General features: G+C 37.3%; 12 protein-coding genes and 1 other annotated feature. Of the genes, 10 read left to right on the top strand and 2 right to left on the bottom strand.

Going from position 1 to position 13,133, the window contains the following annotated elements; translation table 11 throughout:
- Positions 1–106: 106 nt before the first annotated feature.
- Positions 107–321: a binding site (T-box leader), on the top strand.
- Positions 322–362: 41 nt separating this feature from the next.
- On the top strand, positions 363–1,616 hold the full coding sequence (gene tyrS / locus ABES02_RS02280) for a tyrosine--tRNA ligase (protein ID WP_430130212.1): 1,254 nt from the start codon (positions 363–365) through the stop codon (positions 1,614–1,616).
- An 84-nt stretch (positions 1,617–1,700) separates the two neighbouring features.
- Positions 1,701–1,889, top strand: a complete 189-nt coding sequence (locus ABES02_RS02275; protein WP_430130209.1) for a DUF6954 family protein — start codon at positions 1,701–1,703, stop codon at positions 1,887–1,889.
- Between the two features lie 44 nt (positions 1,890–1,933).
- Here ABES02_RS02275 and rpsD read toward each other — a convergent pair whose 3' ends face one another.
- Positions 1,934–2,536: a 30S ribosomal protein S4 gene (gene rpsD / locus ABES02_RS02270; RefSeq protein WP_430066797.1), complete on the bottom strand. Its 603-nt coding sequence runs from the start codon at positions 2,534–2,536 to the stop codon at positions 1,934–1,936.
- A 392-nt stretch (positions 2,537–2,928) separates the two neighbouring features.
- Between rpsD and ABES02_RS02265 the strand changes: the two genes are divergently transcribed.
- Positions 2,929–4,353, top strand: a complete 1,425-nt coding sequence (locus ABES02_RS02265) for a sensor domain-containing diguanylate cyclase (RefSeq protein ID WP_430130206.1) — start codon at positions 2,929–2,931, stop codon at positions 4,351–4,353.
- 28 nt (positions 4,354–4,381) lie between these two features.
- Here the strand turns inward: ABES02_RS02265 and ABES02_RS02260 are convergent, their stop codons facing one another.
- Positions 4,382–4,864 (bottom strand): GAF domain-containing protein, encoded by a 483-nt coding sequence (locus ABES02_RS02260; RefSeq protein ID WP_430130203.1) that lies wholly within the window; start codon positions 4,862–4,864, stop codon positions 4,382–4,384.
- Between the two features lie 159 nt (positions 4,865–5,023).
- Between ABES02_RS02260 and refZ the strand changes: the two genes are divergently transcribed.
- The 7 genes from refZ to rarD all read left to right on the top strand — a co-directional run bounded on the left by refZ (position 5,024) and on the right by rarD (position 13,091).
- The gene (gene refZ / locus ABES02_RS02255; RefSeq protein WP_430130201.1) at positions 5,024–5,656 is read left to right on the top strand and encodes a forespore capture DNA-binding protein RefZ; all 633 of its coding nucleotides are present in this window, start codon (positions 5,024–5,026) and stop codon (positions 5,654–5,656) included.
- Between the two features lie 170 nt (positions 5,657–5,826).
- Positions 5,827–7,515 carry a septation ring formation regulator EzrA gene (ezrA, locus tag ABES02_RS02250; RefSeq protein WP_430130198.1) on the top strand — a complete coding sequence of 563 codons (1,689 nt, stop codon included), beginning with the start codon at positions 5,827–5,829 and terminating at the stop codon, positions 7,513–7,515.
- A 104-nt stretch (positions 7,516–7,619) separates the two neighbouring features.
- Positions 7,620–8,762, top strand: coding sequence for a cysteine desulfurase family protein (locus ABES02_RS02245; RefSeq protein WP_430130195.1), 1,143 nt, complete (start codon positions 7,620–7,622; stop codon positions 8,760–8,762).
- The gene (thiI, locus tag ABES02_RS02240; protein WP_430130192.1) at positions 8,763–9,968 is read left to right on the top strand and encodes a tRNA uracil 4-sulfurtransferase ThiI; all 1,206 of its coding nucleotides are present in this window, start codon (positions 8,763–8,765) and stop codon (positions 9,966–9,968) included.
- Between the two features lie 99 nt (positions 9,969–10,067).
- Positions 10,068–10,274: a small, acid-soluble spore protein, alpha/beta type gene (locus ABES02_RS02235; protein WP_430130189.1), complete on the top strand. Its 207-nt coding sequence runs from the start codon at positions 10,068–10,070 to the stop codon at positions 10,272–10,274.
- A 157-nt stretch (positions 10,275–10,431) separates the two neighbouring features.
- The gene (gene mbcS, locus ABES02_RS02230; protein ID WP_430130186.1) at positions 10,432–12,018 is read left to right on the top strand and encodes an acyl-CoA synthetase MbcS; all 1,587 of its coding nucleotides are present in this window, start codon (positions 10,432–10,434) and stop codon (positions 12,016–12,018) included.
- A 146-nt stretch (positions 12,019–12,164) separates the two neighbouring features.
- Positions 12,165–13,091: an EamA family transporter RarD gene (gene rarD / locus ABES02_RS02225; RefSeq protein WP_430130183.1), complete on the top strand. Its 927-nt coding sequence runs from the start codon at positions 12,165–12,167 to the stop codon at positions 13,089–13,091.
- The last annotated feature ends 42 nt before the right edge of the window (positions 13,092–13,133 follow it).

Genomic DNA, 13,133 nt, shown 5'->3' with positions numbered 1-13,133 from the left:
ATTGAAGGTATAAAAACTGACAACGTTCTACATTTTTCTGAAATTTCCATTTCGAGTTTGACATGGGATGAAAGATATGGTAAAAATGCTATAAGTTAAAATTAAATAAAAAGCTGTGAAGGGAATCAATGGTAGTTCTTCTATCCCTGTATTGTAGAGAGTCAGCGGCTGGTGAAAGCTGTCACAAATAGAAGAATGAATTACATCCTCGAGCTTTCTCTGTGAAAAGACAGTAGCAGTGAACGGTCTAAACCGTTATTTTTTTAGAGTTGGAGGAGTTTTCCTCAAGCTGGGTGGTACCGCGATTATCTCGTCCCTGCATTTTAGCAGGGGCGTTTTTATTTTGACTGGAGGGATAATGAATGGATTTATTACAAGATTTAGCATGGAGAGGGATTATTTATCAACAAACGGATGAAGAAGGCTTAAAGGATGTTTTAAGCAAGGAGAAGATATCTTTATACTGTGGAGTGGATCCTACAGCTGATAGTATGCATATTGGACATTTACTGCCGTTTTTAACACTGAGAAGATTTCAACAGCACGGACATCGTCCAATCGTTTTAGTAGGGGGAGCAACCGGACTTATCGGGGACCCAAGTGGGAAAAGTGAAGAACGAAAACTTCTCACACTGGAAACAGTACAGGAAAATGTGGCAGGAATCAAAAAACAATTAGCCAGTATTTTTGAGTTCGAAGGTGAAAATGGTGCAATCATGGTTAATAACTATGATTGGGCTGGTTCCATGGATGTAGTAACCTTTTTACGTGATATCGGGAAGCACATCGGCGTAAATTACATGCTGGCAAAGGATACAATTGCCTCTCGTCTTGAAACAGGTATTTCATTTACTGAATTTACCTACACGATTTTGCAGGCAATGGATTTTCTTCATTTATACCAGAATCATAACTGTAAATTACAAATCGGCGGCAGCGACCAGTGGGGGAACATTACATCCGGTCTCGAATTAATCCGGAAAATCGAGTCGGAAGGTTCTAAGGCATATGGTTTAACTATTCCACTGGTAACAAAAGCGGATGGAACAAAATTCGGAAAAACAGAAAGCGGTGCAGTTTGGCTTGACCCAGAGAAAACGACGCCTTACGAGTTCTACCAGTTCTGGATTAACGCTGCTGATGCTGATGTCGTGAAATACTTAAAGATTTTCACTTTCCTATCACATGAGGAAATCGAGCAATTAGAAAAAGCAGTTGAAGAAGAACCGCATCTTCGGAAAGCACAAAAGGTTTTAGCAGAAGAAATGACTCGCCTTATCCATGGTGAGGATGCACTAGAGCAGGCAATTAAGATTTCACAAGCACTATTTAGCGGCGATGTGAGAAACCTCTCAGCATCGGAAATTAAGCAGGGCTTTAAGGATGTACCGTCATATGCCGCAGCAAATGAAGAGAATTTAGTCGATCTATTAGTAGCAGCGAAGATTTCACCGTCTAAAAGACAAGCACGTGAAGATATTACCAATGGAGCCGTAACTGTAAATGGTGAAAAAATCACTGATACTGCTTACTTCCTGCAGGAAACAGATCGAATTGAGGGTCAGTTTACTATCATCAGAAGAGGGAAAAAGAAATACACATTAATTAACTACTAGAAAAAATTAGTAAGGCACTTGGTGAATCCAAGGCCTTTTTTTTTCGTCTAATTAAATAAGATGAAATAAATGGGGTGAAAGCAAATGAAATATGTATTGCATGCATTCTTTCTCATTCTCATTGCCCTTGTGACATTTTTCGGACTAGGACCAGTTCTTTTAGCAGATGGAGCGGTCCGCGAACGGGTATTGACTTCAATCGTACTTGTATTAATCTATGCCCTGCTAGGCTTTGGATATTGGATGTCCATTAAATTAATCAATAGAAAATAAAACAAAAAAACCCCGAACCGTAATGGCTTGGGGTTTCATTGTTATTAACGAGAGTAGAACTCAACGATAAGAGCTTCGTTAATTTCAGCTGGAAGTTCAGAACGCTCTGGTAAGCGAGTGAAAGTACCTTCAAGCTTGTCAGCATCGAAAGTTAAGAAATCAGGTACGAAGTTGTTCACTTCAACTGCTTCTTTAACCACGTCAAGGTTACGTGATTTTTCACGAAGGCTGATTGTTTGGCCAGCAGTTACGCGGAATGATGGGATATCAACGCGTGAACCGTTAACTAAAATGTGGCCGTGGTTAACTAATTGGCGAGCCGCACGACGAGTACGAGCTAAGCCTAAACGGTAAACTACGTTATCAAGACGTGATTCTAAAAGAACCATGAAGTTTTCACCGTGTTTACCAGCTAATTTGCCAGCTTTATCAAATAAATTACGGAATTGACGCTCATTGATTCCATACATGTGACGAAGCTTTTGCTTCTCTTGTAATTGCAATCCGTATTCAGAAAGCTTTTTGCGTTGGTTTGGACCATGTTGTCCAGGAGCGTAAGGACGCTTTTCTAATTCTTTACCTGTGCCGCTTAGAGAGATTCCAAGACGACGGGATAATTTCCAGCTTGGGCCGGTATAACGAGCCATGAATGACTCCTCCTCTGTGTTTTTATTTTGGTAAAATAAAAACCGTTATGAAACATCATTAAAGCCATTTTGTTTTCATGCACCTTCGCCCTAGCAGCTAAGGGTTACAAGATGCACCTTCGAAAGAACAATTGCTCTTACGAGGAACAAAATGTGACATATAATTTGTTCACATAGGCTGCAATATTTTACACAAAGAGTATTATATATTTTTTATTCATGGTAAGTCAAGTATGATTTTTAAAACAGATGAAGTAGAAAAAAAATTTCATTGAAAAAATTTATAAATTATCAAAATATTATTCCAAAAACATCAAGAAATTAACTATAATTAGGATATGATGTATATTTTTGGAATTTAATAATGGTTATGACAATTAGGTGGGGATAGTATGGATATTCTCGAAAGAGATCTAATATTGCAAGCAGAAAGATATGAGAAGCTATTTCGTATTTCTGAAAAACTTCATTCCACACTTGATAAAGATACAATTTTGGGAGAAATATTCGTCATCCTCCAAGACATATATCCTGATTATTCCTATTACCTACAGTTGTCTCAGGATACATACAGCCATAATGATCTTCCTATTTTAGAATTAGAATATGACAACGAAAACTTATCGGCAATAAACACCTATATAACTGGAGAAAGTCAGTTTGAACAATCAGGCAAGCATGCCATTCTTTACGAACCGATAAAAGGGATTCAAGGTATTTACGGGGTCTTGCAGGTAATTGTACCAAATGCAGGTGAATTTCCGAAAAGCGAGGCAGAATTCATTAAATTATTGGCTGAAAGTGTGGGAAAAGCTTTAGAAAATGCGATCCTTTATCAGCAGTCAAGGCGGGTTATTTCAAACTTAAGATTAATAAATGAAACCTCGCACCGATTAAACTCTAATCTTCGTTTAGAAGAAACCCTTGCCTACATGTCAGAACAAATAAAGTCTTCCTTTAAAGCACAGGAAGTTGGTTTCTTTTTATTCAGTGATGAACAAGAGGATATCAAAGTACTTCCTGGGTCTACTCCTTCCTTTTTTACAAAACAAGCACGTATCTATATTGAACCTATAAAAGCAAGAATTCTAATGGAAAAAGAATCACTCTTTATAGGAGATTTTAATCTTTCTAAAATTAATAACCTTAAACGCTTTCATTCAATAATGGCGATTCCAATGATACAAAGTGAAAATTTGAATGGTTTCTCTATTGTCATGCATCGAAAACCTTATTTTTTTTCATTTGAATCATTTAAGCTTTTGCAATCGTTAATACACCATGCTTCCTTAGCTCTATCTAATTCCATGCTTCGCGAAGAATTAGAAAAATTGGTAATCACAGACCATCTAACAAAGCTTCATTCCCGAAAATATTTAGATGAACAAATTCAATGGTCAATGGATAAGGACGAAGAAGGTACATTTATCCTCATTGATATTGATAATTTTAAAGAAATAAATGATGCGCATGGCCATCAGGTTGGTGATGAAGTTCTCATCCAAGTAGCAAATATTATTAATAGCAATATTCGCGTGAACGACATCGGTGCCCGTTGGGGTGGAGAAGAACTAGCTGTTTATCTCCCAAGGGTCACACTTGATACTGGGATTGGCATTGCAAATAGATTAGTCGAGAAGGTAGCAAAAAGTACTAATCCACGCATAACCATCTCATGTGGTGTTTCCTACTGGAATAAAGATCGGCATGATTCCTATAATTATTTATTTAAACGGGCAGATGAAGCACTTTATAACGCTAAAGGAACAGGCAAGAATAAGGTTGTTTCGCAAGATGATAACATGAAAGTAAGTTAAGGCACGGTAGTTTTACCGTGCCATGTTTTTAAAGATGCTCTATTAATATAGCTGTATATTCTTCCAGTTTTTGTTGATCTAATTCATCGAATCGGTTTTTTTCTGGTGAATCAATATCTAATACACCGATCAATTGTTCGCCCTTTATTAGTGGAATGACAATCTCTGATTGGGATGCGGCATCACAGGCAATGTGGCCTGGAAATTGATGGACATCCATGACACGCACTGTTTCCTTTTTCAATGCAGAAGTCCCACATACACCCTTGCCAAGCGGAATCCGGACACATGCAGGCAAACCTTGGAATGGCCCTAGAACAAGTTCCCCATTTGTATCCATTAAATAAAATCCGACCCAATTGACACGGTCAAGGAATTGGTTTAGCAGGGCAGTGGCATTGCTAAGGTTTGCGATTTGATTTTTTTCATCATGTAAGAGTGCCTGCAGTTGTTTTTTTACGAGTTCATAATTTTCTTCGCGGTTCCCCGTAAACATTTCGACGTTAAACATTGAATTTCACCTATTTCTTTTAAAATTTATAGTCTATTTTATCAAAATTAGATGAAAATAGGCAGACTTTGTCGATATTTTCATAAAGGAATCTACTGTGACACAAAGAATCATTATAATAAGGGGAAAATCGGTGTTTTAATTGGGGGGGGAAAGCTGATGAAGAAAAATTCAAAAGAAGCAATCGTTAAAGCCGCCGTATTGTTGTTTAATTCAAAAGGGTACAATGGAACGTCAATCCGAGATATTGCTGCCATGGCAAAAGTAAATTCGGCAACCATTGCTTACCATTTTGAAAATAAAGCAGGTTTGTTAGAATATTGCTTTACCCATTTTTTTGAACAATATATCGGCAAAATGGAAGAAGCCTACCTCTCAATTGAAAGAGGCGCAGAAGCTTGCTTAAAGCGAATTGTCGCCGATCTACTGCATTTTCAATGCGCAAACATTCAGTTAGCGTGTTTTGTCTATCGGGAAATGTCGATGGATTCTCAGGTAGTTAGGGAAATCATGTCAACATATTCATTAAAAGAGAAATATTACCTTCAAAAAATATTTGAAAGAGGATTTGAATGGGGAGAATTCCGCCCGCATTCAATCCCCTATTTAATTATCCAACTTAAGGGTTTAATCATGATGCCCTTTATGAATACACATTATATGAGAGAAGTGTTATATGTATTTCCAAATGAGCAATTTTTTGAACAAAAATATTTAAAAGATATCAACCAGTGGATAGATAAAACTTTATGCTCGGATGTGCCAATTAAAAAGGGAGCAGTTCTAAAATAGCGTCAAGCGCTATTTTTTTTTCATTTTACAAAAAAATTGAAAATAATAGTCAAAAATTGTCGTTTACATGTTATCATAAAAGCATTGAATAGAACTTAAATTAATCTTTTTACATAGATGTAAAAAATGCTTTGAATAGAATTATTGTGATTGAGCTAGGAGGCTTTTATGTGAAGTATTTCATTGGACTTTTCTTCCTATTACTTGCTCTTTTTGTAGTAGGATATTTTATAAAGAAAAAGTATTTTAAAGAGATGGATCGTTTGGAAGCGTGGAAAATTGATTTAATGAATCGTCCCATCCTGGATGAAATGTCAAAGGTAAAGCAACTTAATATGACCGGACAAACCGAGGAGCTTTTTGAGCATTGGAGGAACCAATGGGATGACGTCGTAACCGTGAAGCTTCCAGACTTAGAAGAGATGCTTTTTGACGCGGAAGAGTACATCGACAAGTACCGATTTAAGAAGTCAAAAGAAGTACAGCAAAACATTGAGGATAAACTCCAGGAAACAGAAGACCAAATAAAAAATATTTTGGAAGAACTCCATGAACTTGTTGGCAGCGAGGAGAAAAACAGAGTAGAAATAGAGGAATTAAAAGAACAATACCGAGAATCGAAGAAAATGCTCCTTGCCCATCGTCACAGTTTTGGCAATGCCGAAAAGTATTTAGAGATTCAATTGGGGGAAGTTTCGCAAAAATTCCATGAGTATGATGAAAAAACGGAAAACGGCAATTATCTTGAAGCGCGTGAAGTAGTCCTACTGATGCATAGTAAACTAGGTTCGATTAGAAACAATATGAATGCAATCCCGCAATACTTAATAGAATGTCAATCGCTGCTTCCAAACCAGCTTTCTGATGTGTTCGATGGATACAAGGAAATGACTGAACAGGGTTATTACTTAGAACATATAAATGTCCAACAAGAAAAAATTCGCTTAGAAGAAAAACTTACAGAAATAATAGTATTTATTGAAAAGACAGAAATGGAACAAGCAGAAGAAGGAATTAAAGAAGTTAAAGACAGAATTGATATACTTTTTGACCTATTAGAAAAAGAAGTTCATGCCAAGCATTTCGTACAGAAGCATGAAAAGCAGACAAGCAGCCTTTTTGATTTGGCCGAGGAGGATAATAAGAACCTTTCAAATGAACTTCTTCATATTCAAGAAAGATATCAGTTATTAGATGAAGATTTTGAAATAATGAGAAACCTTGATAAAGAACTCGCCACAGTCTATAAACATTATGATATCCTATTTGAGAAATTAAAGATTAATGAAACAGCCCAAACAGTCCTCAGTGAGGAATTAGCCGAAATTAAAGAACAATTAGAGATCATTCTTGAAGGACAGCAGGCATTTGCCTATAAACTCCAAGCTCTGAGGAAGGATGAAATTGAGGCAAGGGAAAAACTAATAGAACTCACTAAAAAGGTGGGTGAGACAGTACGGCTCGTGAATAAGAGCAATGTTCCTGGCTTACCTGAAGACTATAAATATCTTTATGAAGATACAAACGAAAGTATTCAAAATGTCAGGTATCAACTTGAGGAAAAGCCGCTTAACATTTCTGCACTTAATCAGTATTTAGAAATTGCGGTATTAACGGTTGATAAGCTCCTGAATTCAACGATTGAATTGATCGAGAATGCAACGCTTGCTGAAAAGGCTATCCAATATGGAAATCGCTATAGACGACATAATTCAGCGGTGGCTAAAGGATTATCAGATGCTGAAGCAGCATTTAGACAATATGATTATCAAGAAGCTTTAGAGCAGGCTGCTACATCCTTGGAGATTATTGACCCTGAAGCATTAAAGAAAATAAAAGCCTCTGCTGTTTCGGAATAAGAAAGAAAAACCGATTTTGCCATTTTGGCACGAATCGGTTTTTTTCTTTGCTTTTTAAAAGAATATGTTTATGATAAGATTTTATTTTGATGGAGGAGTAGAAAATGATTTATTTTGATAATAGTGCGACGACAAAACCCTATAAAGAAGTATTGGATTCTTTTGTGAAGGTATCCAGTGACTATTTTGGCAACCCCTCTTCCTTGCATAGTATGGGCGGACAAGCGGAAAAGCTTTTATCACAGGCTCGAGAACAAGTAGCCAGCCTTTTAAAGGTAAAAGCAAATGAGATTTATTTTACTTCTGGAGGTACGGAAAGTAACAACATCGCCATAAAGGGTGCTGCCTTTTTAAATCAGCATAAAGGGCGCCATTTAATTACTTCTAGTATAGAGCATGCCTCGGTCCGTGAGGCAATGGAGTATCTAGAGCAGGAGGGCTATGAGATCACGATACTTCCAGTAGATAAAAACGGAATAGTTTCTGCATTAGATGTGGAAAAGTCAATTCGTAAGGATACGATATTAATCTCCATTATGCAAGTAAATAACGAAATTGGAACGGTACAGCCGATTGAAGAAATTGGAAAGATCCTTAAAAATTTTCCATCTATCCTTTTTCACGTAGATGCAGTTCAGGCTGTCGGGAAAATTCCCGTTTCTTTATATGAAAATCGAGTTGACCTTTGTTCCATTTCAGCTCATAAATTTCATGGATTAAAAGGGACAGGCGCCTTGTTTATTCGTGACGGCTTAAGGCTGACGCCATTATTTTCTGGAGGTAATCAAGAACGGAAGATGCGCAGCGGCACGGAAAATGTTGCTGGTGCAGTTGCCATGGCTAAGGCGCTCAGGATGACAATGGAAAAAAGTGGAGTAGGAATCGCAGAAATGAAAATCATTCAAAATCTGCTTCGAAGAGGGTTAACAGATATGGAAGGCATTCAAATTCATACGCCCGAACGATACACAGCACCACATATACTAAATTTTTCCTTAATAGGGATAAAATCAGAAGTGTTTATCCATGCTCTCGAGCAGAAAGGTATTTTCGTGTCAACAACTAGTGCCTGTTCTTCAAAGAAGAAATCGCCAAGCAAAACACTTTTGTCCATGGGTGTACCGGAAAATCTAGCGGATAGCGCCATCAGAATCAGCCTATCTTTTGATAATACGGAAGAAGAAGCCAAAGCAGTCCTCATCGCAATCGAAAAAATTGCAAACCAATTACGAAAGGTTATGAAATAGATGAATTATGATCGTATTTTAATCCGCTATGGAGAGATATCGACAAAAGGTAGAAATCGTAATAAATTTATTGATAAATTGAAAAAAAGTGTACGTATCGCCCTTGCCCCATTTCCAAAAGTGAAAATTGAAGCAAGTCGTGATCGAATGTATGTATTACTAAATGGTGAAAATGGGATAGAGATCATTGAAAAATTAAAGAATATATTTGGGATTCAATCCTATAGTCCGGCAATTAAAATTGAAAAGGATGTAGAGACATTAAAGCAGTCCTCCTTAGAGTTAGTTAAATCTCAATTTAAGGATGGCCAAACCTTTAAAATCACGGCGAAAAGGTCTGACAAAACGTTTGAATTGAATACAGACGGCATCAATCAAACAATTGGGGCCCATCTGTTAAAAAATATTCCAGGATTAAAAGTGGATGTGAAGAAACCTGATATCAATCTAAGAGTTGAAATCAGAAAGGAAGCTATTTATTTATCATCTCAAACCATTCAAGGTGCTGGTGGTCTTCCAGTCGGATCCAGTGGAAAAGCCATGTTGATGCTTTCAGGAGGCATTGACAGTCCGGTAGCAGGATATTTATCCATGAAGCGGGGAGTGGAAATCGAAGCTGTTCACTTTTTTAGTCCACCATTTACGAGTGAGAGGTCAAAGGAAAAAGTCATCGATTTAACGAAAAAGCTTGCTGGAATTTTCGGCTCAATGACGCTGCATATCGTCCCGTTCACTGATATCCAGCAGGCTATTCGAGAGCAGGTACCCGAAAATTATTCGATGACATCGATGAGAAGAATGATGCTTAGAATTACAGATGAAATCAGAAAAAAACAAGAGGGTCTTGCAATTATTACGGGAGAGAGCCTAGGACAGGTGGCCAGCCAGACGCTTGAAAGTATGTATGCGATTAACGAAGTGACAAATACCCCGATTCTTCGTCCCTTGATTTCGATGGACAAAACGGATATTATTAAAATCGCTGAGGAAATTGATACCCTCGATATTTCGATTCGCCCATTTGAAGATTGCTGCACGATTTTTGTGCCATCATCTCCAAAAACAAAACCGAAACGAGAAAAAGTAAACCAGTATGAAAGCTTTTTTGATTTTGAACCATTAATTCAAGAAGCTGTGCAAGAGGTTGAAACTCTTAAAATCAAACCAGAAAGTGAACATCGATCAGAATTCAATGAATTATTCTAAATTGTATATGTGACGTTTTTGTGAATAATTACCAATTGTTATTTAGAATGAACCTTGTGAGTTCTACACATTCTATACTCACAAGGAGGTGATTATCACATGGCTCAAAATAACAACTCTAATCAACTACTAGTTCCTGGTGTTGAACAAGCTCTTAGCCAAATGAAGTACGAAATTGCAACTGAGTTTGGTGTACAACTTGGTGCAGACACTACATCACGTGCCAACGGTTCTGTTGGTGGTGAAATCACTAAGCGTTTAGTCGCTATGGCTGAATCTCAATTAGGCGGCGGATTTGCTCGTTAATCACAAATAAATACGATGGCTACAGAGAGTGAGGCGCAAGCCTCGCTCTCTTTTTTTGACTAAAAATATTTTCAAATGAATAATAATTTAAAATTTTAAAATAATTATGTATAATAAATTCTGTGGGATATTTAATCAAAATTCGAGGGGGAGAAGAATGAAACGAGAAGATTTAATTGCACCAGATAAGTATAATCTTGTGTCAGAAGTAGAGCGATTTGCCAAGGATCCAAACAAGGTAGCATTAAAATGGGAAAATGAATCAGGCGAAACAAAGCAAGTTACATATGAACAACTATTAAAACACATTAACCAGGCTGGAAATGTTTTTGCACAAAACGGCTTGAAAAAAGGCGATGTCGTTCTCGTAATCATCCCGAGATTGATCGAAGCCTACGTTGTCTATCTAGCTGCATTAAAAGCAGGGATGGTTGTTATTCCAAGTTCAGAAATGTTACGAGAAAAAGATCTACAATACCGAATCTCACATGGTGATGTGAAAGCAGTTGTCAGTTATTATCCTTATGTGGACCAGTTTGTTAATATTAAAGCCTCTCAGCCACTTGTGAAATTTACGATTGGGGCAAAGGAAGAAGGCTGGATTCATTTAGACGAAGAAATGAAAGGGCATTCAGAAGAATTCTCATTGGCTGAAACGCTTCGAGATGATATGGCCTTTTTATCCTATACTTCAGGTACAACCGGAAATCCAAAAGGAGTAGTCCATACACATGGATGGGCTTTTGCACATTTAAAAACCGCTGCTCCAAAATGGCTATGTATCGAAGAAGGAGATACGGTTTGGGCTACCGCGAGTCCTGGGTGGCAAAAATGGATTTGGAGTCCTTTTCTTTCTGTACTTGGCTCAGGTGGAACTGGATTAGTATATAACGGAAAATTTGAGCCGAAAAAGTATTTAAGTCTTCTGCAAAAATATGATGTCAATGTTCTTTGTTGTACACCGACAGAATATCGGATTATGGCAAAGGTTGATAATTTAACGGAATACAAGCTGCCAAATCTTCATAGCGCTGTTTCAGCTGGGGAGCCGCTAAATCGTGAAGTAATTGATACGTTTAGAAAATATTTCAATGTGAATGTTCGTGATGGTTATGGCCAAACGGAAAATACATTACTTGTTGGTGTTACTAAAGGAATGGAATTGAAGCCGGGTTCCATGGGCAAGCCGACTCCAGGTAATAGAGTTGAAATCATTAACGATGAAGGTCAGGTTTGTGCAGTCGGAGAAGTAGGTGATATCGCCGTACACGTAGAGACTCCAGCATTATTCAAAAATTATTATAAAGATCCGGAGAGAACAGCGATGCAGTTCCGCGGCGATTATTATGTTACTGGAGATAAAGCGAAAATGGACGAGGAAGGCTATTTCTGGTTTGAGGGACGTGGTGATGATATTATCATTAGTTCTGGTTACACGATTGGACCGTTTGAAGTAGAGGATGCTCTTGTTAAACATCCGTATGTAAAAGAATGCGCGGTTGTAGCCAGCCCAGACGAAATCCGTGGTTTTATTGTTAAAGCATTTGTTGTCTTAAAAGAGGATGTCGATCACAATGATCCTGAATTGACGAAAAACCTTCAAGAGCATGTAAAAACGCTGACGGCCCCTTATAAATATCCTAGAAAAATAGAGTATTTGAGTGAACTTCCGAAAACAACTTCTGGTAAAATTCGCCGGATTGAACTTCGTCAAAAAGAAATGGAAGCTGTAAAAAATAATTAAATAAAAATGGCAGGCGGGCGGTTTGATTTCCGCCTGCTTTTTTCATGGATTAGATTAACAGGCAAAAATATCCCCAATTTTGGTTATTTCACGTTATAATAATAAATATTTCGATACTAGAAAGAATAAGGGGATTAAGGAGAGATATGAAAAAAACGGAAACACAACAAGGAGTCATCCATGCTGGCTTTTCCTATTTGCTTTGGGGCTTATTGCCGATTTACTGGAAGTTTTTAGACAATGTAAATGCAAAGGAAATTCTCGCAAACCGCGTTTTTTGGTCATTTATTTTTATGGTGGTTGTTCTTATTTTCACAAAAAAATGGGGCCAATTTATCCAGACTTTTAAGGGATTTGCGCAAAACAAAAACCAAATGTATGCATTAATTATTGCCTCACTTCTAATCAGCGTAAACTGGTTTATTTATATTTGGGCAGTTAATAGTGGACATATGATTGAAGCAAGCCTCGGTTATTATATAAATCCTTTAGTGAGTATATTATTGGGAATGGTAGTTCTGAAGGAGAAATTATCGATTCCTCAATATGCATCCTTCGTTTTGGCTGGAATTGGCGTAGTGATTATTACTGTATCACATGGTAATTTTCCTTGGATTGCTATCGCTCTCGCTGTTTCATTTGGATTGTATGGGTTAGCTAAAAAATTAATTCATGTCGATTCTGCTGTTGGATTAACATTAGAAACCTTAGTAGTGGCACCCCTTGCAGCGATTTATATAATCATCTTATTTTTTAATAAATCCAATTCATTTTTAACTGCAGGTTTCCGAACTGACTTGCTCCTAATAGGTGCTGGTGCTGCTACGGCCATACCACTGCTCTATTTTGCAAAAGGGGCACAAAAAATCCCACTCTCATTACTGGGTATTCTGCAATATATTGCTCCAACGATTACACTGCTGTTAGGCGTTTTTGTTTATAACGAGCATTTTTCAAAAATTCAGCTTCTCGCCTTCATATTTATTTGGACTGCATTAACGATTTATTCTTTATCAAAAACAAAGTTATTCTCTGCAAAAGGATTAAAAATTCCCGAAGAAAAACGAGTATAAAAGAAACCTTATCCTATTTTTTAGAGTGACCTAATTAAATGA

Origin of the sequence: Neobacillus pocheonensis (assembly GCF_050477905.1) — a bacterium.
GTDB lineage: Bacteria > Bacillota > Bacilli > Bacillales > Cytobacillaceae > Neobacillus > Neobacillus pocheonensis_A.
Note: the sequence above shows the minus strand (reverse complement) of the source record. Positions and strands in the feature narration are given on the sequence as shown.